The organism is Leisingera sp. ANG49 (genome assembly GCF_059694505.1).
Genome location: NZ_JCATZN010000004.1, coordinates 253,203 through 274,485, shown reverse-complemented (window position 1 = coordinate 274,485; position 21,283 = coordinate 253,203). Strand labels below are relative to the sequence as shown.

Here is a 21,283-nt window from a genome sequence, read left to right as displayed (position 1 = left end):
GTTACCGGTTGTCCGCAGGCCTGCCCGACAGCGCGACCTTGATGGCATTCTCCCGAATAACGATCTGACCTGGCAGAATGCTCCGCAAACGCTCCGGATCGTCGGCAAATGTGTCCGCGGTTTGCCGCGCGCCGTTCAGCAGGGCCAGCAGCGCCGGCGAGCTTGCTGCGACAAAGTGTTGTGACTCCGCTTCGTCGGCAAATGCGGTGGTGTCGATGATTTCGATCGGCAGGCTGCTGAGCTCTTCGATATTATCCAGATTGCCGAGCCGCTCGCGCCCTTGAAGCCCGCGCAGGCGTTGCGACAGCGTCAGGACGTTGTCCTTACGCGAAACGAAGATCAGGAAAGGCTGCGGCACCTGTTTGAACCGGTGCATCTGGGTTTTGAACACATCGATGTCCAGATCCGGCGACATCAGCACGACACCGCCCAAGTTCCGGGCTGTCCAACCCGGAGTCTTGATCTCAATCTGGCGCAGCGTCTCCATCGTCAGCAGCCCGCCCATGGAGTGTGCCACCACAACCACCCGGCCTGCATGGGAGATACGTAACTTGCGCAGCAACTGCTCCAGCCCGTCACGTGCAAACAGCACGCTGTCGCCATCATAGGCATAGCCCAGCGGCCGCCCCTTGCTGGGCCAGGAATAAATGACGGTCGCGCCGGGAACGTCAATGTCATGGGTCAGCTGGGCCGCCCGGAATGCGGTCTCGGCCTGGGTGGAGTTGAAGCCATGCACAAAAACCGTGACATCGCGTTCCTTCGGCGGGAACTTGGCCAGCTCCTGACGCAAGCGGGTGCCAAAGGCGGCTTCGCTTTCGAATTTCTTCCGCCCTGCCATGGTGAATTCGGTGACGGGATCCGGGTTCCTGTAGCCGAATTTCAAGGACCCTGGCGTGTGTTGCGGTGGTATCGAAACGGTGAGTTCAAGCAGGCTGAATCCATCCGCTCGCTCGCCGCCAAAGGTGCCATCCGGCAGCTGATCGCGGTTGGTGGCGGCAAACACAGTCTTGGGAGTGCCCACGTTCAGGGCTGCGGGAACAGTGGGGGAATAGGATCTGTCGGTACAGGCCGCCAGAAACATCAGCATCATACCGCAGATCAGGCGCAGCCCTTGCATGTCGTCCCACCTCAATGAACTGGCGGCAGGCTAATGTACCTGCCGCCAATGTCCAGAGGCTGCACCCCGTGATGGCGGATTACAGAACGTAACGGCTGACATCCGCAGAGCGGCCAAGCTCGCCCAGATTCTTTTTCACAAACGCCGCATCCACGGTGACGGCCTCACCCGAGCGGTCAGGCGCAGTGAAAGACAGCTCCTCAAAAACCCGTTCCATCACGGTGTAGAGCCGCCTCGCACCGATGTTTTCCACCGTCTGGTTCACCTCGGCGGCAATCTTGGCCAGCGCCGCGATCCCGTCCTCCGTGAAACTCACTTCAACTTCCTCAGTGCCCATCAGTGCGGTGTACTGCCGCGTCAGCGCGTTGTCGGTCTCGGTCAGGATGCGGACAAAGTCGTTTTCAGTGAGTGCCCGCAGGTTCACCCGGATCGGCAGTCGGCCCTGCAGCTCCGGCAGCAGGTCCGAAGGCTTGGCGATGTGGAAAGCGCCGGAGGCGATGAACAGGACATGGTCGGTCTTGACCGGCCCGTGCTTGGTGCTGACAGTGGTGCCTTCGATCAGCGGCAGCAGGTCGCGCTGCACGCCCTCGCGGCTGACATCGCCGCCTCGCGTTTCCTGGCGCGCGCAGACCTTGTCGATCTCATCCAGGAACACGATGCCGTTCTGTTCGACGGCTTCCAGAGCAGTGCGGGTAACGGTTTCGTCGTCCAGCAGCTTGTCGGCCTCTTCGCCGATCAGCACCTCATAGCTTTCGGCAACGGTCATCTTCTTGCGGGTGGTGCGCCCGCCCATCGCCTTGCCGAACAGATCGCCCAGGTTCAGCATTCCCATGTTGCCGCCACCGGGCTGGCCGGGGATTTCGAACATGCCCATCGGGTTCGAAGTGTCGGCAACATCCAGTTCGATTACAGTGTCGTCGAGCTCCCCCGCCTTCAGCTTCTTGCGGAACATCTCGCGGGTGGCTTCGCGGGCATCACTGCCGGCGATGGCTTCCACAACCCGGTCCTCCGCCGCCTTGTGGGCGTTGGCCTTCACGTCCTCGCGCATGTACTCGCGGGTCTGGGCAATGGCGCTGTCCACCAGATCGCGGATGATTTGCTCAACGTCCCGGCCGACATAGCCGACTTCGGTGAACTTGGTGGCTTCCACCTTGATGAAAGGCGCGCGGGCCAGCTTGGCCAGGCGGCGGGAGATCTCGGTCTTGCCGACGCCGGTGGGGCCGATCATCAGGATGTTCTTGGGGTATACCTCGTCGCGCAGATCGTCGTCCAGCTGCTTGCGCCGCCAGCGGCTGCGCAGGGCCACGGCCACTGCGCGCTTGGCTTCCTTCTGGCCGATGATGAAACGGTCCAGTTCCGAGACGATTTCGCGGGGGGTCAGATCGGTCATGTCAGTCCTTTCCGGGGCAAAACTTTTGACAAAAAGTTTTGCTAAGAATTTTGAGGAAAATTCTTAGCCGCCGATGGTTTCGACGGTCAGGTTTCCGTTGGTGTAGACGCAGATATCGGCGGCGATGGCCATGGCGTCGCGGGCCACGGATTCCGCGGATTTGCCGCTGTCCATCATGCCGCGGGCTGCGGCCAGGGCAAAATTGCCGCCGGAGCCGATGGCAGCCACGTCATGCTCAGGCTCCAGCACATCGCCGGCGCCGGTGATCACGAACATGTCGGTGCCGTCGGTGACGATCAGCATTGCCTCCAGCTTCTGCAGATATTTGTCTGTGCGCCAGTCCTTGGCCAGTTCGACACTGGCGCGGGCCAGCTGGCCGGGGGTGGCCTCCAGCTTGGCTTCCAGCCGTTCCAGTAGGGTGAATGCATCCGCGGTCGAACCGGCAAACCCCGCCACCACGTCAAACCCGCCAGGCGACAGGCGGCGCACCTTGCGGGCGGTGCCCTTGATCACTGTCTGCCCCAGCGACACCTGGCCGTCGCCGGCGATGACCACCTGCCCGCCCTTTTTGACGCCGATGATGGTGGTGCCGTGCCAGCCGGGGAATTGATCGTCTGCCATAAATGCCTCCGTTAAGTTGCCCCCTATATGGAACCATCCCCACGCCGGCACAAGGGACAGGGCCGGATCCCGCGTGCTGCACCGGCTGCAGGGCTTTATGCCGCTATGCAGAAAGCGCAAGGCGGGGCTGTTGAACCGGCAATTGCGGGACTCAGCCGCGCATCCTACATGGGGCTCACAACCGGCACAGGGTCGGCTGTTTCTTAGAAGGATATGCGCAAATGACGACCGCAAACATTCATGCGCCGCTCGGAGCAGTCACCGTTCTCCGCGTGGTCGACGCTATGAACAGCGTGAAAAGCTCCATCGTTGAGTGGTATGAATCCCGCGAGACCCGCAAGTCTCTGTCCCGGCTGACCGACGCACAGCTGGACGATATCGGCCTGAGCCGTGCTGACATCGCCAAGATCTGAGATCTGAAATGATCGAAGACTTTGAATGAGCCGCCCTGAAATGGGCGGCTTTGTTCATTTTGGGGTGGCGATTTCATACTTGCCTGCCTGATCCGGCAGCCAGGCCTCGATTGCAGCGGTTGCCACTACATGGCGGGTGTCGGCTTCTGCATCCTCCACATCCAGCCCGCCCTTGACGGCGCGCACTCTGGCCCTGCCCCGCGGCAAATCCTTTGCCACCAGTTCGCAATCCACTGCCTTTGGCTGCTGAACACCGATGGTCACCTCCACTCGCATTTCGCTGTGATCGATCCCGAGCTTTGCAAACAGGGTGATCGAGGAGTGATGCAGTGCGTCCTGCACCGCGCGGCGGGCTGCCTTGGTGTAATCCTGGCCATAAAGGTCATTGCCGGTGCCCATTTCCAGGATGATGCGTTTTTCGCTCATTTCGCCGCCTCCAGGTCAAATGACACGATCACGGCTGCATTGGCGATCACGGTGCGCCCGCCGTTCGGTTTCCCGACGTCCAGCCCGCCTTCCACAACGCGGATATTGGGCTGGCCGTAGGGGAAGATTTCCAGCAGCGCCTCTGTGTCCACCGCCTCCGGCTTCTGGACCCCGATCTCGGCGTCGATGATCATGTCTTCCTTACGAAAATCGAACAGTTCCGCCATATTGACGGAGTTATGCCACAGCGCGTCTTTGATCGCTCGGCGGGCGGCTTCGGTGTAGTCTTCGCGCCTCAGCGATGTGCCCATGCCGAATTCCACGAGAACCCTTGTCTTGGCCATGCTGCCTCCTGAAATTGTTCCAGCCCGGAACGTTGCAGTCCGCGGCACCAAAGGAAATAGCCAGTTTTAGGCCGCAGGCTGAACCAGTACGCAGGTACAAAAAAGGCTGTCCCGGCAAGGACAGCCCTTGGAAATCCGTTTGGATCCGGCTTAGATCGACTCTTCGATCCAGCTCTGAAGCGCGGCCTTGGGGGCAGCGCCAGCGCGGTTGGAGATGACTTGGCCGTCCTTGAAGATGAACAGCGCCGGGATACCGCGCACACCCATTGCAGCGGCAGAGTTCGGGTTGCTGTCAACGTCAACCTTGGCGATTTTCACTTTATCGCCGAATTCCGCGGCCAGCTCTTCCAGAGCCGGGCCAATCTGTTTACAGGGCCCGCACCACTCAGCCCAGAAATCCACCACAACGGGGATCTCGGAGTTCTTGACTTCGGCGTCGAAAGTGGCGTCGGTGACGGCTACGGTGGACATATGCATGTCTCCATGAGTGTGTGGCAACTGGAGTTGGAACCTATGTACGGCTTAACGGATCGTCAAGGTTCCAGACGCCGCATCAGCGCGGCTGTCACAAGTTCGTGCGGCAGTGGCATCAGCGTGGCCGTTCGGGTCCAAAGAAGCGCGGTTTCGATAGTGTAGCCCGGGTAAATCTGTGCCAGCGCATGGGAATAGGCACCCATCTGGCGCAGCAAACCTTCGGGGCACTGTTCCGGCACTTCCGGCACGGTGGCATTGGATTTGAAATCCACCGCCAGCACCCTGTCCGGAGTGACAATCAGGCGGTCGATGATGCCGTGCAGACGGGTCCCGTTCAGGTCAGCGGTGACTGGAACTTCCGCCAGCGCGTCCGTGGAGAAGATATGGGACAAGCTGGAGTTTTTTAAAACACCAGAGGCCTCGGCGAGCAGATCTGCAATATCCTCTGCCCCCTGCAGCAGGTTGCCGGCCAGCTGCGGCCAGAGGTCCTCGGACCGGCCCGGCAGGTGCTCCAGCAGCAGGTGCAGCCGGCTGCCGCGGGCCTTGGCGGCATCCTCGTCCAGGCCCAGATCACCTGGCAAAGCCTTGGCTCCGCCCAGGTCAGAGGGGCTGAGCGCCGACGCCGGCGCCTCATAGGCTCTGGCCACGCGGGAAAAGACCTCTGGCAAGCAGTGTTTCACGGCTTCCTCGACCGGCTTTTCGATCAAAGGTAGACCGTCCCAGTCCCCGTGCTGCAGGCGCAATCCTGCCCCGCCAGGACAGTTAAGTTCCTCTGCGCCGCCTTCCCGCATGGCGCGCTCTGTCATGCGGTACCAGCTGTCGTCCTGCCCGCCCGCGTCGCCGGCGGCAGCGACAATCAGCCACTTCTCTGCCCGTGTTAGAGCCACATACAGCAGCCGCAGGCGTTCATTCTGCAGCTTCTCCTGGGCAGCTTCACGGGCCGCCAGCATGGCAGCAGGCATCTGCTCCTTCGCCACTTTCCAAACCGGAGTGCCATCCGCCAGCAGGATTTCCGCATCTCTTGGCGCTTGCCGTTTGGCGGTGTCCGGCAGGATCACGATCGGCGCCTCCAATCCCTTGGAGCCATGCACCGACATCACCCGGATCAAATTGCCGGCCGCGCCCATCTGTCGCTTGATCTCCAGATCATCGGTCTGCATCCAGACCAGAAACCCGGTGAGGCTGGGCACTTCCGTCCGCTCATAAGCCAGCGCCTGCGATAGCAGTGCGTTTATGCCATCTTCAGCTTCCGGCCCCAGCCGGCCCAGCAGCTTCTGGCGGCCGCCATGACGGGTCAGGATGCGTTCGATCAGGTCAAAGGGCCGCAGAAAATCGGCATTGGCGCGCAGGTCGTCCAGCACTGCCATTGTCTCCGGAAACTCCGCGGCCCGCTCCCGCAGCGCTGGCCACAGGTACATCGTCTCCCGCCGATGCGCGAGGCCGAACAATGCTTGCTCATCCCAGCCGAACAGCGGCGATTTCAGGGCTTCTGCCAAAGATAAGGAGTCCTCAGGCAGCGCCAGAAACCGCAGCAGCGCGGCGATGTCTTTGACCGCCAGTTCCGCCCCGACCTTCAGCCGGTCAGCGCCGGCAATGGGAAGTTCGGCCTTCTTGCAGGCGCGGATGATTTCCGAAAACAGGTCGGAGCGGCGCTGCACCAAAATCAGGAAGTCGCCGGCCTGCACGGGCCGACGCTGGAAAGTGCCACGCTCCGGTCCGTCCTCGGGGATGGTGACGCCTGTCTCGATCATCTTCTTGATCGACCCGGCAATCCGTTCCGCCAGGATCACCGTGTGATGGCGGCTGCTGGGGCGGTCGACGGGGCTGGTCCAATCGGGATCCTCGTCATCCTCCACTTTCTCGACCACCGGCCACAGGTCCACCCGGCCCGGCAGGTCCGATTTGAAGGCCTGATGCAGCGCGTCCTTGCGGAAGCCGGCCCGCGGGCTGTCCTTGAACACCAGATCGACCAGCTTCAGGATCGCGGCGGAGGAGCGGAAGGAGAAGTCGAGCGAGGCATCCTGCAGCCCTGCCCCGGTTTCCGCCAGCCGGTTGCCGAATTCCAGTTGCATCCTGTCAAACGCATCCGGGTCAGCGCCCTGGAAGGAGTAGATCGACTGCTTCTTGTCTCCGACCACAAAGATGGTGCGCTCCACATCCGACCGCGCGCCCTCGCCGGCGGTAAACTCCTGCGCCAGCTTCTCGATCACGTCCCATTGCACCGGGCTGGTGTCCTGCGCCTCGTCCACCAGGATATGGTCGATACCTCCGTCCAGCCGGTAGAGCACCCAAGCCGCCACGCCCGGATCGTTCAGCAATTGCCGGGCCTTCAGGATCAGGTCGTCAAAGTCGAGCCAGCCCCGCAGCTGTTTGCGCCGTTCATATTCCGGCAGGAAGGCGGCCGCGAAGCGGTGCAAGTCGTGGCTCTTACGGGCGGCAGTCAGCGCCAGACGTTTGGCGCGCGCATCTTCAACCCGCCGCATCAGCGGTTCCAGCTGGTCCATCACGGACAAGCGGGATTCGCGCAGTTTCTTGGTCGGGAACTTGTCTATTTTGGCGGTGAAAGGCTCTTTGGCGCCGGCGCCGGTCAGGAATACGCTTTCGAGCGTGCCAAGATCGGCGATTGCCGGCTTGGTGATCCCGGCCAGTTTCTCTGCGGCCTTCTGGTCGGTTGAACCGCCCTGCCCCAGCATCTCCCGGGTACGCTGCAGCAGCTCTTCCTCGCCGCCCAGAAAAACCAGCGATTCAAGCGCTGTTTCATCGAAACCTTTGGGCAGGCCAAACAGGTCCAGCAGCCCGTCCCAGTCCAGCGTCTCTCCGAAGTCGGCCCGGCGATTGCAAATTGAGGAAGTGAGCGTTTCGAAGTCGCTGTCGCTCACATGGCGAGCCAGCGCATCGACCAGCGGGGCCTCATCGCCTTGCGCAAAATCCTCCATGATTTCGGCCCTGAGCAGCTGGCCCGCCCGGTCGTCCATCTCGGAGAACTGCGGGCTGACGCCGGCCTCCAGCGGGAAGCGGCGCAGCAGCGATGAACAGAAGGAATGGATGGTCTGGATCTTCAGCCCGCCCGGCGTCTCAATCGCGCGGGCAAACAGGGTGCGCGCCTGTGCCAGATCCTCAGCCGCGGTGCTGACCTCCCCCAACTCGGTCAGTGCAGCAATCAGCGCCGGGTCTTCCAGCATCGCCCATTCGCCCAGCCGTTTGAACAGCCGGTTCTGCATCTCGCTGGCGGCGGCCTTGGTGTAGGTGAGGCACAGAACGTGCTGTGGCTGCACGCCCTTCAGCAGCAACCGTGCCACCCGGTCGGTCAGCACCTTGGTCTTGCCGGAACCCGCATTGGCCGCCAGCCAGGTCGAGGCATCGGGCCGGGCGGCGCGGAACTGCGCCTCGGAGGCGGCGTCGCGGATGGTCATGCCAGATCCTCCGGCAGCGGTTCGGCGCTGCGGTCCCATTCGCCGTAGCGCGCGAGGTGGTCATAATCGCCGGCGATGTCGTCCCGATGCACCATGCGCCGACTGGAATAGCCTTGGTTAGGCTCAAAATAGGCTCCGATCAACGTGCGCAGCTCATCCCAGACCTTGGCGGGCGGTTCATCCTCCAGCGGTGCGCGCACTTCGTTTAGTTTACTGCCCAATCCTATGAACAGCGCACGCGCCACTTCTGCCGCGCCGAGATCATCAAAGGCGCCTTCTTCGGCCATGGCGGCCTCGATCAGCAGCTGTTTTTCAAACTTTCTCTGCTGCGCCTCACTGGGCGGTGTGCCGGTCTTGTAGTCGTAGAGATGCAGGAAGCCGCGCTCGTCCATGTCGATCCGGTCGGCGCGGCAGGCGATGGTGAAGTCCAGCGGATCCAGCCGGGCGCTGCCCTTGGCTTCAAACGCGACCGGCTTGGCGCGGGATTGGCGCTCCTGTTCGGCCAGTACAAAGTCGTCGGCAATCCTGCGGATGCGGCTGTGCCACAGGATGCGGGCAACAGGCCAGGGCACATGGGTCTCAAGCAGCTCTCGGGTCTTTTCGATAAGCTGGCCGGCGCTCAGCAGGCTTGGGTCCGTCTGGGCTTCCTTGATGAAATGCTCGAACACCTCATGCACCACGATTCCGCGCAGCAGTGCGTCGGGCTCCTGCACCAGCGGGTTGAGCGGCTTCAAGCGCAGCACATGTTTGGCGTAAATGGCATAGGGGTCGCGGATCAGGCGTGGAATTTCGGTGATCGTCAGCCGCCGCGGGCGGGCTGCCACCGGCGGGCAGGGGGACGGGCGGGGATATTGTGGAATCGGTGTCGGCTCCTCTAGCGCCTCCGCCCAGCCAAGCCATTGGCCACCCCTAGCACGCATAGCGTCCAGCGCGTCCCGGCCACCCTGGTCCGGCAGGCCCGACAGCAGATTGGTCAGCCGGTTCAGCCAGCGCGACGGCACGGTGTCGGCTTCTTCCGAGCGTTCGGCACGGGTCAGCCAGACCTCGGGCGCGGCGATGGCCTGCTGAAAGTCATGCGCCGACAACCCTATGCGGCGTTCAGGCAGCAAGAGCCCCGCCTGATTGCGCAGCTGACGGTTCAGCCAGGGATCGGGGCTGGCGGCCTCCGGCCAGCTTCCTTCGTTCAGGCCGCCAAGGATCACCAGATCGGCGCCCTGCACACGCGCCTCCAGCGTGCCCCAGATCATGATCGAGCCGTAAGGCGCATCGCGGTCGCGGACCTCGCCCTGGCTCAGCAGCGCGCCCAGCAGGTCGGCGAAGTCACGGGCGGTCATGTCGCCGCCATAAGGCGCCTCGGCCTCCAGGTTTTCGATGCAGGCGAGCGCGGCCAGGCCGGCCTTCTTGTCCCAAAGGGTACCTGCGCCATCGGCTTGGCTGCCCGCAGCAATGCGTTCGGCCAGGTCGCGCAGACGCTGGACCCAGCCGGTCAGGGGCAGGGTGCCGGCAATCTCCTGGTCCGCGAAACAGGCCGACAGCCAGCCGGTCCAGCCTGGCGTCAGCACCCGGCCCTTCTCAAACCCGGCAAAGGCCGCGGCATCCGGGAAGGGCGGGCCGTTTCGGCGCAGCGACAATTCCAGCTCGCGGGTCTGGCGCAGGTGGTTGCCGCGGTCCGCGCCGTCATGGGTGAGCGGGTGTTTCAGCAGGGTCAGCAGACTGTCACAGGCCAGCGGTTTGCAGAACAGCCCCGCCACATGGCGCAGGAAGCGGCCCGGCGGCGACAGCTGCAGCGGCTGGCCGGCCGAGTCATCGGGAAGGATGTCCCAGCGGTCCAGCGCGGCAGAGACCTGGCGGGTCAGCATCCGGTCCGGGGTGATCAGCGCTGCGGTCTGCCCGTCCTCTGCCGCCTGCCGCAGGCGCAGCGCGATGGCCAGCGCCTCGGCGCGGGGGCTCGGGGCCTCGACCAGGGTGACGTTTTCGGTGGCTTTGTCCAAACCGGTCAGCAGCGGCCCTTCGCTCATCCAGGCGTCGGTGACCGGGGCAGGGCGCAACGCCAGCGAGACCAGCCGGTTGCGCTCGGGCGAGACTGGCGGGGTCTCTGTCCAGGGCTGCACGTCGCAAGGCGCAAGCTCCAGATCCTTCATCAGCTTGTGGAACCGGTACTGCGGGTGATCCTCCGAGATCAGCGGATCGTCCAGCCCGGCCCAGACGTGCTCCGGCTGGTCTAAGTCGAAGCCGGGCAGCACCACAGCCCCCTGCGGCAGCCGTGCGATGGCCTGCATCAGCAACAGTGTGGTCCCGCGCGAGCCGGTGGAGCCGGCCAGGATCACCGGATGCTGCGGCGGGCTTTCCTGCCATTGGTCAATCAGGTTCAGCACCACCTGGCGCTGCCGCGCCTGCGCATCCATCGCGCCCTCATGCAGGCCAGTGAACTCGTCCGCGATGCCGATGAAGGCCTGCGCCCGGGCCCAGTGGCCGGACATATCGGAGACATCAAGCGTGCGGATCGTATCGGTGCTGACGCCTTCGCCCTGCATCTCGTCGATCAGCGCCGCCAGGCTGTCGGACAGGTCATAGAGCGAGGCGCGGGAGGCGAGATCGGGCTGGGCATCCAGCAGTTTCGCAATCAGCTGCGACAGCTCCAGCCGGCGCCGTAAGGGGGGCAGGGCGGGCGGCAGGCCGTCCAGCGTGGCGCGCTGGGCCAAGTCGGTCAGCAGCAGCATCCGCGGCAGCAGCATGGCAGGGCCGGCATCAAACAGGCTGCGCACCCGGCGGGCCATGCGGGAGCTGTTGACGATCAGCTCCGCCCTGGCCAGCGCCTCCGGCGGCAGGCCCTGGCTGCGGCTGCGCAGGCCCTCGACCAGCGCACGGGGGAAATCGGCGCCGCAGGGAACGGCAAACAGGCGCGGTTTGGCGGATGGTTCAAACATCATCTGCGGCAATCAGGTCCTCGGCCAATGTGATCCCCTCGGGATGGCCCACATCGCACCAGCGGCCGGGATATTCCAGCGCAAACAGCCGGTCCGCTGCGGCCATCTGGTTCCAGAGCACGTTCAGGGAGAAAACCTTGTCCTCAACCTCGTGCAGCCCCTCCGTTTTCAGGATTTGCACCCCGCCATAAACCAGATCGCCGCCGCGGCTGATGCGCCCTTCGGCGTCCATCGAGAAATCTCCGCCGCCGGTGCGGCCAACGGCCCGGTCCAGCGGCACGCAGACCAGCAGCGCATCCATGCGCTTCGGGTTCCAGGCCTCCTGCGCCAGTTGCAGCGGGTTCGGGCCTCTCCAGATGGCGTCGGTGTTCATGGTGAAGACCGGGCCGTCCCCCAGCAGCGGCAGGGCATGGCGCAGCCCGCCGCCGGTGTCGAGAATGTCCGGCGTCTCAAGGCTCAGGAGCACGTTATCAGGCTCTAATAAGGCCTTCAGAGGCTCCGGTTTGTAGTGCAGGTTGGCCGCAATGCGTGCCGGGCCTGCTTCGCGCACGAGCTCCAGCGCGTGTGCGATCAGCGGGCGGCCCGCCACTTCGATCATCGGTTTCGGCTTGTCGCGGGTCAGCTCCCGCATCCGGGTGCCAAAACCGGCGGCAAACAGCATGACGGCATCGGGGGAGCGCTGCATCAGGGCCTCAGCTTGTCCAGATTTTCCGGGGTGGGGGCCGGCAGGCTCTCGCGCAGCAGAGCTGCCACCCGGGCCAGCGCCGGGTGCTCCAACCCGCGGATGAAATGGTCCCAGACCCGCGGGATAAGATCCACGTAGTGGGGTTTGCCGTAATCCATGCTGAGCCGGGCAAAGACGCCAAGAATACGCAGGTTCCGCTGCACACCCAGGACGGTATAGGCGGTGCGGAAGCCGGACTCATCAATGTCGGCTGCTGCGATATAGCGGTCTATCATCTGCATTTCGATGCCGGCGGGCACGTCGCGGCGGGCGTCCTGCAGCAGTGACACCAGGTCATAGGCCGGGTGGCCGGCGCGGGCGTCCTGGAAATCCAGCAGGCCAACCCGGGCGACGCCCTTGCGGCCCGGCAGCCACAGCAGGTTCTCGGCGTGGTAGTCGCGCTGGACCAGGACCGGGTCGCCTTTGACGGTTTCGCGCAGAATGTCTTCGAACTGGTCCTCGAAGCGGGCCTGCAGATTGGAATCCTGACTGCCGAGGACGCCGGCGCGGTATTTCGACAGCGCCAGCCCGGACATCTCCGCCATCATCCGCGGGCCATAGGGCTCCAGATCCGGCATCGGCGCCTGGTGCAACGCCACCAGCGCATCGGTCGCCGCTTCATAGAGCTCTCTTTCCAGCGCAGGTTCGCGCAGGATGACCCGGGCATAGAGGTCGTCGCCCAGATCCTCCAGCAGCAGGAAGCCTTGCTCCACGTCGTGGGCCAGGATTTCCGGGGCGCTAAGGCCCTGATCCCGCAGATAGCCGGCGACTCGGATGAACGGACGGACGTCCTCGCCCTTCTCCGGCGGGGCGTCCATCAGCACCACGGTTTCACCGCTGTCACCGGTCAGCCGCTCATAGCGGCGGTTGGAGGCGTCCCCGGCCAGCGGGCCGCGCTGCCAGCCGGCATAAGGTGTTGCGGACAGGAAAGTGTCGCAAAGGGTCTTGCGGTCGGTCATGCGCAGATGCGCTCCATCAGGGGCTGCCATTTCGGATCGCTCCAGCGGAGCGCCAGAAGGCGGCGGTCTTCATGTTCGGGGTCCAGCGCCAGTGCCAGGTGCAAGGCATGTTCCGGTGTCAGTTCGGCCAGCCGGTCGGGCCACTCGACCAGGCAGATCGCACTGTCAAAGGCCTCTGTCAGGCCCAGTTCCTCCAGCTCATCCAGGGAGGACAGGCGGTAAAGGTCTGTGTGCCACAGTTCACCTGCCGGCACATCATAGGTTTGCACCAATGTGAACGTGGGCGAGGGCACATCTTCGGGCTCGTCCATCAAGGATTGGATCAGATGGCGGGCGAAATGGGTTTTCCCGGCACCAATGACGCCTTCCAGCAACAGGCAATCGCCGGGGCGCAGGGCTCCGGCGATACGGGCGGCCAGCTCGGCCGTTTCCTCAGGTGAATTCAGCGTGAACGCCGCGGAGGTCGTGGTCATGGCGGTACAATGGCGCCGCCGCGGTGCTGCTGCAAGCCGGTTTCCAGCGTCAGCCTTGCGTGTTGGCGGCGAAGCGTTCCTGGCTTGCCGGCAGGGCGGCGGTTTCCGGTTTCCGGAAGCTGACCATTGTGGCGCCGTTCTGGATCGCGGATACCTTGCAGACCATTCCTGTGCCGTCGCGCAGCTTAACGCTGGACCACCAGGCTTCGCGCCCTTCGCAGCCTGCCACGAAGTCGCGGATCTCACCCCAGACCGGGGTCGGAGCGCAAGTGTCCTGCCAGATCCGGCTGGCGTCCATGATCGACACTTTGGCAAAGCTGGAGTCCGGATCCACCCGCCAAAGGCTGTCATACGCGCTGTTGGAAAAGCTCATGCTGCCGTCATTTGCGAAAACCGCAATGGCCTCGTCCATCTGGTCCAGGATCGACTGGCCCATCTCCAGCTCAGAGCGGAACTGGCGGGTAAGGGTGACCTCGGCGGTGATATCCTCGAACAGGAAGGCGATGGCGCCATCCGGATGCGGCCGGCCCGACACCTTGTAGACAGAGCCCGACGGCAGCGACCAGGTTTCCTGGTACCGGCCCTCGGCGGCAGCTTCCAGAAGGTCGGCCATCTGGTGGCGCCAGCTGGAATAGCTCTTGGGTTCCGGCATCATCCGCTGGTCGCGCAGCCGGTCGAAGAAGGTCAGCAGGTTGGGCCGCGAGCTGAGGAAATTCGCAGGCAGTGCGGTCAAGTCGATCAGCACCGGGTTGAACAGCACCAGCTGTCGGTTGCGGTCAAAGATTGCGAGGCCGATCGACAGCTGGGCAAAGGTCTTGGCCAGGGTCTGCACAAAATTGCGCTGGGCGACCTCGGCGTCCACCACCGCATTCACGTCCACGGCATGGCACAGCCAGCCGGCCTCGGTTTCGGTGGTCGAGACGTTGTACCACAGCTTCTTGCCGCTATCCGGCAGCGGAATATGGATCCGCTCCGGTTTGCCGCTGGTCATCGGGTCGTGGAGATCGGTGAACAGGGGGTCAGCAAAATCTGCGCTGCGGCCGCGGATCTTCTGGCTCAAGTTATCATAGGCGAGGTTGGACCATGTGACATTGCCCTCCTCCGACTGCAGCCAGACGGGATAAGGCGCCTGGTGCACGGCAGCGCGCAGGGTGGTCAGCTCCTGGTCCAGGGATTTATTCTGTTCTTCCAAGGTGCTGCGGCGCAGTTGAACGCGGGTCACACCGTCGATCCATTCGCAATGCGCTTCACGGCTTTCGGCAGCGGCGGTGCCGGACAGCACCAGCGGCCCCACATCCTTGAGAAAGCCCGGCGATTGCGGCAGGCCGGGGTAGCTGCGGGCCAGCTGGTCGCGCAGCATGCTCCAGTCGAAGTTCTCCGCCTGGTCGCCGATGAACTTGCGGGCGCCGGAGGACCAGCCGATCAAGCTGCTTTCATCAAACAGAAACACGGCATCGGTGCGGCCGTCGGCGGCCAGCAGGTCATGCTCCATGCCGTTGCGGCGCGGGGAGGGCGACAGCCACCAGACTGCGGCGGCAGCTGTGGCAGCGCATAGTGCGGCCAGTACAAACCATTCAATCGACGCGAAATCCTGCATGTCATCCTGCCTAGTTCAGCTCTCGTTTAGCCGCATGGTTCCCCAAAAATGGTTAAATGAAGTTTAATTGGTTTCCCAAAAGTGAATAGTTAAATTTCTAAAGGTAAATTTTTGCCGGTAACAGGGCCTCCTGCGGCCATGGCGTCAATTTCCCTGCGCGGCCAGGCGACCTCGACAATGGCGCCTTGCCGCTCAATGCCGGGAATCAGGGTCTGGTGGGGGTCTGAGCCATTGGCAAACCTCAGCTGCGCGCCGGTGCGCTGCAGCAGGGTCTTTGCGATGAACAGGCCCAGACCCATGCCTTCATACTCCGGACGCTGCTTCATTTCCTTTTCTCCCCGGCGGCGGCGCACAAACGGGTCGCCGATACGGCCCAGAAGATGCGGCGGAAACCCCTGTCCGTCGTCGCTGATCCGCAGGACGATCCGCTCATTGTCCCAGGCAGCATCGATCCAGACCGTGGATTGGGAAAAATCGACCGCATTCTGGACCAGGTTGCGCAGCCCGTGGATGATCTCCGGCTTGCGCAGCACTGTAGGCTGCTGGTAATCGCCGCCTTCCAACGGTTCCTCGTGATAAAGAACCGCCTTGCCCCGGTGCATATGCGGCTCTGCAGCTTCTGTCACCAGCGTGGAAAACGGCGCCTGGCGCAGGTGCAGATCGTCTTTTCCGGCCCGGCCCATGCTGCGCAGGATGTCCCGGCAGCGGTCGGCCTGTTCGCGGATCAGCGCGGCATCCTCGCGCAGGTCGGGGCGGTCGTCCAGTTCCTCGATCAGCTCGGCGCTGGTCAGCTTGATGGTGGCCAGCGGTGTGCCAAGCTCATGCGCTGCCGCTGCCACCACGCCGCCCAGATCGGTCAGCTTCTGTTCACGGGACAACGCCAGCTGGGTGGCGCTCAGCGCATCGGACATCAGCCGCATTTCGTTGCTGACCCGGAAGGAATAGGCGCCGATGAACAGGATGGCGATAACGATGGCAATCCAGTTGCCGAAGATGAAGACATCCGGGATCCGCAGGATGAATCCCTGCTCGGTCCGCAGCGGCAGGTGGAACTCTGCCATCAGGGTGACCAGGATGATGGCTGTCGCGCCGATGATCAGGGTGGAGCGCAGGCCCATCACCGCAGCGGAAATCGTTACAGGTCCCAATACGAGCAGGGCAAAAGGATTGTTCAACCCGCCGGTCAGATAGACGAGAAAGGCAAGCTGCAGCAGGTCGAACAGCACCATCAGGAAGTTTTCGAACTCGCTGAGGCGCTTGTTTTCCGGAAAGGCGAAGATGGCAATCAGGTTGCCAGCCGCGGAAATACCGATGGCCAGGTAGCAAAGGCCCAATTCCAGCTGCAGGTTAAACCGGTGCTGCGCCACCGCAATGGCCGTGATCTGGCCGGCAATGGCGACCCAGCGCAACAGGATCAGCGTCCGCAACCGGACCCAATGGCTGTGATCGTGGCTGCTCGGCAGCTTGAAAAGGCGATCGCTCATTCGGATCCGGTGCTCCCGCAGATGTGACGCCGTGCACCAGTTGCATCGGCTGCAATTCTTGATAGGTCTGGCGCCGCAAACGATCAACAACCCTTCCTTGACGAAAAGTGTGATCCCATGACCCGCGTCTATGCTCTTTTAGCTGTTGCTTTTGTCGCCGCCCTGGTGGGCGGTGCCTGGTTCCTGACCCGCGGGGGCAACGGGGGTGACAAATTCGCGCAGTGCCGGAGCAGCCAGATCGCAGGCGGGGCGGACACCATCGGCGGGCCGTTCGAACTGGTCAACGCAAATGGTGAGACGGTCACCGACAAGGACGTGATCACCGAACCTTCGATTGTCTATTTCGGCTACACCTTCTGCCCGGATGTCTGCCCGATGGATGCAGCCCGCAATGCGGATGCCATCGACGTTCTGGCAGAACGCGGCATCAGCGTGACGCCGGTGTTCATCTCCATCGACCCGGACCGCGATACCCCTGAAGCCGTTGGTGATTTCGCCGCCAACCTGCACGAGAAGATGATCGGGCTGACCGGCTCGCTGGAGCAGGTGAAGGCCGCCAGCATGGCCTACAAGACCTATTTCAGGAAAAACGACGGGGATGAGGACTACTACCTGGTCGACCACTCCACCTTCTCTTACCTGGTGCTGCCGGAAGAAGGGTTTGTGGAGTTCTTCCGCCGCGATGAATCGGCAGAGCAGATGGCCGAAAAGACCGCCTGTTTTGTCGGGAAAATCTGAAGCAGGATAGCTGTTTGACCTTTTCCCCTGCCCGGACATATTCTTGCGTCAATAGATAAAACTGCGCGGAGGACCGGGCATGGCCGAAACTGCTTTGCAGGATATTGGACCCGACAAGACACTGCTGCTGGTCGATGATGACGAGCCGTTTCTGCGGCGCCTTGCCAAGGCAATGGAGAAACGCGGCTTTGAGGTGGAGACCGCGGGATCCGTCGCCGCTGGCAGCGCCATCGCAACCGCCCGCCCGCCTGCCTATGCAGTGGTTGATCTGCGGCTGGAGGATGGCAACGGCCTGGACGTGGTGGAAGTGCTGCGCGAAAAACGCCCGGACAGCCGGGTTGTGGTGCTGACCGGCTATGGCGCTATCGCCACCGCCGTTGCAGCGGTGAAGATCGGCGCAACCGATTACCTGTCCAAGCCGGCAGATGCCACCGACATCATGAATGCGCTGCTGTCCACCGGAGATGAGCTGCCGCCGCCACCGGAAAACCCGATGAGCGCTGACCGGGTGCGCTGGGAGCATATCCAGCGGATCTATGAGCTTTGCGACCGCAATGTCTCGGAAACCGCCCGCCGGCTGAACATGCACCGCCGCACCCTGCAGCGGATCCTGGCCAAGCGCAGCCCGCGCTGAGCGTTTCAACTCAGGCTCGGGGCAGCGTCCGGCGCCAGCAGGGTGTTGCGCACCCGGCGTACGCAGGTCTCACGGGATCTTAAGCGGCGTGCGGCATAGTCCCAACTGATCGCGGTCACCGCCGGGCCTGACACCCCCGGCATCCAGGAACAGGGCCCATTGGCACGGGCGCGCACAGACGACGTTTCGCGTGCGGGAGGAAACTCCCGTCCCGCCTCCGCCTCCCTGGCGGCGCCGCCATCCTTCACTTGCTAACCCATATTAGCAGGACAGGCAGCAGGATAACGATTGGAAACACCGGCAGGGCAGCGGTCCTGGCCGGGCAGAACCCGTCGTCAGGTCTGACAAGCGTCACATCTGCTGCAAAAGCGCCTGGTGCCGGGCAATGAAATCCTGCCGCACTTCGACCGGCGGGCGCAGGCGGATGTGCAGGCCATCGGCAATCTCTGCATTCGGACGGCCAAAGAACCTGCTTGCCTCTTTCTCTGAAAACCCCGCGATCTGCACCGCTTCCATCCAGGCGCTGACCTTGTCTGCCCGCTTGATCTGCGCCTTGACCGTCTTGGGCAGCGCCGCCGGCAGCCCGAACCGCAAGTGGATGGCCGCTGTCAGCCGCTGATCCAGATCGCCGTAGCCGGGACCCACCGCGGCCTTCACAGGGGAAATCATGTCGCCGATCACATATTCCGGCGCATCGTGCAGCAGCGCCGCCAGCCGCCATTTGACCGGCGCCTTGGGCTGCATCCGGGTGAAAATATCCTCAACCAGCAGCGAATGCTCTGCCACCGAATAGGCAAAATCCCCCATCGTCTGGCCGTTCCAGCGCGCCACAAAGGCCAGTCCGTGGGCAATATCCTCGATCTCGATATCCACGGGAGTCGGATCCAGCAGGTCCAAGCGGCGGCCGGACAGCATTCGCTGCCAGGCGCGGGCGGGTTTGGCGGGCATGGGTATTCCTGTCGCTCTATTCACTCTCTGACTACCTGCTGCGCGCGGGCCGGGCAATGCCTGCAGCCTTTGGCGGTGTTTGCGCGAACACGGATGAAAACGGGCAGTTTATGCCGCGTGAGTTTGAAAAAGGTGCGTCCCGAACCAATATTATAGGTATACAAGGGGCACCGCCCCCTCCCTGCGGCAAACCCCTTTTGCGACGTGACACGCAACAGAAAGGAGTTTGTCATGTTCAAGCGTCTACTTGGTCTTTCCCTGTTGTTCGGCATGGCAGCGACAGCGCCGCCAGCTCTGGCTGCCAGCTGCGGCGACCGCGAGGTGATGACGCAAAAGCTGGAAAGCGGATATTCCGAGCGGCTGACCGCCGGCGGATTGCAGAAAAGCCGCACCGAAGCGACAGTGATAGAGGTCTGGTCGTCGGATGAAACCGGCACTTTTACGGTTCTGGTCACACATGCAAACGGGATCAGCTGCGTTGTCGCAACCGGATCCTCCTTCTTCCACATCGCGGAAAAAGCGCCGGACCCGGGCACGCCAAGCTGAATTTGGCTGCCTGACGGGCTTCCCCTACAGCCTGACACTTGATGAAAAGCCTGAGCCATCCGGCTCCGGTTGCGGGTATCTTCGTTGAATATCAACAAATGCAGTGCTAGGCCCTGCTGCAAGTGTACTCGTAACCGGAATGGAGCAGACTATGGCCGGGGATTATATCGTCAAGGACATCGCGCTGGCAGGCTTTGGCCGCAAAGAGCTGGACATCGCCGAAACCGAAATGCCGGGCCTGATGGCGCTGCGCGAGGAATACGGCGAAAGCAAACCGCTGAAGGGCGCGCGCATCGTCGGCTCGCTGCACATGACCATCCAGACCGCGGTTCTGATCGAAACGCTGGTGGCACTGGGCGCCGACGTGCGCTGGGCGTCGTGCAACATCTTTTCGACCCAGGACCACGCCGCCGCAGCAATTGCCGAAGCCGGGATCCCGGTCTTTGCGATCAAGGGCCAGACCCTGGAAGAGCATTGGGATTACCTCGACAAATCCTTCATGTTCCCCGAGGGCGCGAACCTGATCCTGGATGATGGCGGCGACGCCACCCTTTATGTGCTTCTGGGCGCCCGCGCCGAAGCGGGCGAGGACATCATCCCGGTGCCGCAGTCCGAAGAGGAAGCGGTCATCAAGGCGCAGATCATGAAGCGCATGGAAGCCTCCCCGGGCTGGTTCACCAAGACCCGCGATGCGATCCTGGGCGTATCCGAGGAAACCACCACCGGCGTCCACCGTCTGTATGACCTGCAGAAGAACGGCCAGCTGCCGTTCCCGGCGATCAACGTGAACGACTCGGTCACCAAGTCGAAGTTCGACAACAAATACGGCTGCAAGGAATCGCTGGTCGACGGCATCCGCCGCGCCACCGACACCATGATGGCCGGCAAGGTTGCCGTGGTCTGCGGCTATGGCGACGTGGGCAAGGGCTCTGCCGCGTCGCTGCGCGGTGCCGGCGCGCGGGTGAAAATCACCGAGGCCGACCCGATCTGCGCCCTGCAGGCTGCGATGGACGGTTTTGAAGTGGTGCTGCTGGAGGACGTCGTGTCCTCCGCCGATATCTTCATCACCACCACCGGCAACAAAGATGTGATCCGCATCGAGCACATGCGCGAGATGAAGGACATGGCGATTGTCGGCAACATCGGCCACTTCGACAATGAGATCCAGGTTGCCAGCCTGCGCAACCACAAGTGGACCAACATCAAGGACCAGGTCGACATGATCGAGATGCCCTCGGGCAACCGTATCATCCTGCTCTCCGAAGGCCGCCTGCTGAACCTCGGCAACGCCACCGGCCACCCGTCCTTTGTGATGTCGGCTTCCTTCACCAACCAGGTGCTGGCCCAGATCGAACTGTGGACCCGCGGCGTTCATTACAACAACGACGTCTACATCCTGCCCAAACACCTGGACGAGAAAGTTGCTCGCCTGCACCTGGGCCGTATCGGTGTCAAATTGACCCAGCTGAGCGCCGAACAGGCCGCCTATATCGGCGTCAAGCCGGAAGGCCCGTTCAAGCCGGAACACTACCGCTACTAAGCTGTGGCAGTATCAAACGAAGCGCCGTCAGAGAGATCTGGCGGCGCTTTTTGTTTGGCGGTTCTGGTCAGTTGCCAGTGGTGGGGTCGATGATTGTTTCGATCCTTGTTATCTTGCTGGCCGGAAAGCCGCTCAGTTTCGAATGTTCGTGTATCGCCTCTTCGGAGTCGGCCAGATAAATGCAGAATGTCTTGTCGCCGGCAACGTAGGAATGCTGCCATTGGACACGCGGAGCCAGTTTGGCCAGCGCGTCATTGGAGGTGCGTGCCGCACCGCCAAGTTCTTCACCGCTCATGCTGCCAACCTTCGGGATTTCCCGTTCGATGAGAAACCTTTGCATGGGATAACCTCCTCCTTGTCACTGGTACGCAGGCCTCGATATAGGTCTGTGCCCCGGAAAGGCATGCGTTCCGGCAGCGAGCAGCTGGGGACGGCACAGTCAAAGGGGCTGGAGCTGTTGCCGAGGAGTGCAGTTATGGAGCCACAGTTGCCGCTCTGGTCCTTTGCCTGAAGAT

At 62.9% G+C, this 21,283-nt stretch carries 20 protein-coding genes; 5 read left to right on the top strand and 15 right to left on the bottom strand.

The features are described from left to right. Window position 1: 1 nt before the first annotated feature. The 3 genes from AC58NV_RS15225 to hslV form a co-directional block, all read right to left on the bottom strand. Window positions 2–1,117, bottom strand: coding sequence for an alpha/beta hydrolase (locus AC58NV_RS15225; protein WP_497227873.1), 1,116 nt, complete (start codon window positions 1,115–1,117; stop codon window positions 2–4). A 79-nt stretch (window positions 1,118–1,196) separates the two neighbouring features. Next, window positions 1,197–2,507 carry an ATP-dependent protease ATPase subunit HslU gene (gene hslU, locus AC58NV_RS15220; RefSeq protein ID WP_497227872.1) on the bottom strand — a complete coding sequence of 437 codons (1,311 nt, stop codon included), beginning with the start codon at window positions 2,505–2,507 and terminating at the stop codon, window positions 1,197–1,199. Window positions 2,508–2,570: 63 nt separating this feature from the next. Next, a complete protein-coding gene (hslV, locus tag AC58NV_RS15215) occupies window positions 2,571–3,128 on the bottom strand; it encodes an ATP-dependent protease subunit HslV (protein WP_497227871.1) in 558 nt (185 codons plus the stop codon). A gap of 221 nt (window positions 3,129–3,349) precedes the next feature. Here hslV and AC58NV_RS15210 point away from each other — a divergent pair, with 221 nt between their 5' ends. Further along, on the top strand, window positions 3,350–3,541 hold the full coding sequence (locus AC58NV_RS15210; protein WP_497227870.1) for a DUF1127 domain-containing protein: 192 nt from the start codon (window positions 3,350–3,352) through the stop codon (window positions 3,539–3,541). Window positions 3,542–3,595: 54 nt separating this feature from the next. Here AC58NV_RS15210 and AC58NV_RS15205 read toward each other — a convergent pair whose 3' ends face one another. From AC58NV_RS15205 to regB, 10 genes are all read right to left on the bottom strand, one after another. Then, window positions 3,596–3,967 carry a Lin0512 family protein gene (locus AC58NV_RS15205; RefSeq protein ID WP_497227869.1) on the bottom strand — a complete coding sequence of 124 codons (372 nt, stop codon included), beginning with the start codon at window positions 3,965–3,967 and terminating at the stop codon, window positions 3,596–3,598. Further along, complete coding sequence (locus AC58NV_RS15200) at window positions 3,964–4,311, bottom strand: Lin0512 family protein (protein ID WP_497227868.1); 348 nt, start codon at window positions 4,309–4,311, stop codon at window positions 3,964–3,966. The genes AC58NV_RS15205 and AC58NV_RS15200 overlap by 4 nt, the downstream gene beginning before the upstream one ends. A gap of 150 nt (window positions 4,312–4,461) precedes the next feature. Next, the gene (gene trxA, locus AC58NV_RS15195; RefSeq protein WP_497227867.1) at window positions 4,462–4,782 is read right to left on the bottom strand and encodes a thioredoxin; all 321 of its coding nucleotides are present in this window, start codon (window positions 4,780–4,782) and stop codon (window positions 4,462–4,464) included. Window positions 4,783–4,844: 62 nt separating this feature from the next. Further along, window positions 4,845–8,198, bottom strand: coding sequence for a double-strand break repair helicase AddA (gene addA, locus AC58NV_RS15190; RefSeq protein ID WP_497227866.1), 3,354 nt, complete (start codon window positions 8,196–8,198; stop codon window positions 4,845–4,847). Further along, window positions 8,195–11,128, bottom strand: a complete 2,934-nt coding sequence (gene addB, locus AC58NV_RS15185) for a double-strand break repair protein AddB (RefSeq protein ID WP_497227865.1) — start codon at window positions 11,126–11,128, stop codon at window positions 8,195–8,197. The genes addA and addB overlap by 4 nt, the downstream gene beginning before the upstream one ends. Further along, window positions 11,118–11,810 (bottom strand): nucleotidyltransferase family protein, encoded by a 693-nt coding sequence (locus tag AC58NV_RS15180; protein ID WP_497227864.1) that lies wholly within the window; start codon window positions 11,808–11,810, stop codon window positions 11,118–11,120. Before AC58NV_RS15180 ends, addB begins: the two co-directional genes overlap by 11 nt. After that, window positions 11,810–12,808, bottom strand: a complete 999-nt coding sequence (locus tag AC58NV_RS15175) for an aminoglycoside phosphotransferase family protein (protein WP_497228153.1) — start codon at window positions 12,806–12,808, stop codon at window positions 11,810–11,812. Before AC58NV_RS15175 ends, AC58NV_RS15180 begins: the two co-directional genes overlap by 1 nt. Beyond that, complete coding sequence (gene tsaE, locus AC58NV_RS15170) at window positions 12,805–13,281, bottom strand: tRNA (adenosine(37)-N6)-threonylcarbamoyltransferase complex ATPase subunit type 1 TsaE (RefSeq protein WP_497227863.1); 477 nt, start codon at window positions 13,279–13,281, stop codon at window positions 12,805–12,807. The genes AC58NV_RS15175 and tsaE overlap by 4 nt, the downstream gene beginning before the upstream one ends. 49 nt (window positions 13,282–13,330) lie before the next feature. Then, entirely contained in the window at window positions 13,331–14,878 is a 1,548-nt protein-coding gene (locus tag AC58NV_RS15165) for a PAS-domain containing protein (protein ID WP_497227862.1), read from the bottom strand. 89 nt (window positions 14,879–14,967) lie between these two features. Then, the gene (gene regB, locus AC58NV_RS15160) at window positions 14,968–16,362 is read right to left on the bottom strand and encodes a sensor histidine kinase RegB (protein WP_366660380.1); all 1,395 of its coding nucleotides are present in this window, start codon (window positions 16,360–16,362) and stop codon (window positions 14,968–14,970) included. Between the two features lie 117 nt (window positions 16,363–16,479). On the opposite strand from regB, the gene AC58NV_RS15155 reads away from it, so the two are divergent. Both AC58NV_RS15155 and AC58NV_RS15150 read left to right on the top strand, forming a co-directional pair. Continuing rightward, window positions 16,480–17,100 carry an SCO family protein gene (locus AC58NV_RS15155; RefSeq protein WP_497227861.1) on the top strand — a complete coding sequence of 207 codons (621 nt, stop codon included), beginning with the start codon at window positions 16,480–16,482 and terminating at the stop codon, window positions 17,098–17,100. A gap of 79 nt (window positions 17,101–17,179) precedes the next feature. Continuing rightward, window positions 17,180–17,734 (top strand): ActR/PrrA/RegA family redox response regulator transcription factor, encoded by a 555-nt coding sequence (locus AC58NV_RS15150; protein WP_222476806.1) that lies wholly within the window; start codon window positions 17,180–17,182, stop codon window positions 17,732–17,734. Window positions 17,735–18,085: 351 nt separating this feature from the next. Here the strand turns inward: AC58NV_RS15150 and AC58NV_RS15145 are convergent, their stop codons facing one another. Continuing rightward, window positions 18,086–18,682 carry an HD domain-containing protein gene (locus tag AC58NV_RS15145; protein WP_366660374.1) on the bottom strand — a complete coding sequence of 199 codons (597 nt, stop codon included), beginning with the start codon at window positions 18,680–18,682 and terminating at the stop codon, window positions 18,086–18,088. Window positions 18,683–18,913: 231 nt separating this feature from the next. On the opposite strand from AC58NV_RS15145, the gene AC58NV_RS15140 reads away from it, so the two are divergent. Both AC58NV_RS15140 and ahcY read left to right on the top strand, forming a co-directional pair. Beyond that, window positions 18,914–19,228 carry a hypothetical protein gene (locus AC58NV_RS15140; protein WP_174145191.1) on the top strand — a complete coding sequence of 105 codons (315 nt, stop codon included), beginning with the start codon at window positions 18,914–18,916 and terminating at the stop codon, window positions 19,226–19,228. A 151-nt stretch (window positions 19,229–19,379) separates the two neighbouring features. Next, window positions 19,380–20,768: an adenosylhomocysteinase gene (ahcY, locus tag AC58NV_RS15135; RefSeq protein WP_497227860.1), complete on the top strand. Its 1,389-nt coding sequence runs from the start codon at window positions 19,380–19,382 to the stop codon at window positions 20,766–20,768. Between the two features lie 67 nt (window positions 20,769–20,835). On the opposite strand, the gene AC58NV_RS15130 is transcribed toward ahcY, so the two are convergent. Continuing rightward, window positions 20,836–21,108, bottom strand: coding sequence for a DUF4242 domain-containing protein (locus AC58NV_RS15130; RefSeq protein ID WP_497227859.1), 273 nt, complete (start codon window positions 21,106–21,108; stop codon window positions 20,836–20,838). Window positions 21,109–21,283: the final 175 nt, after the last annotated feature.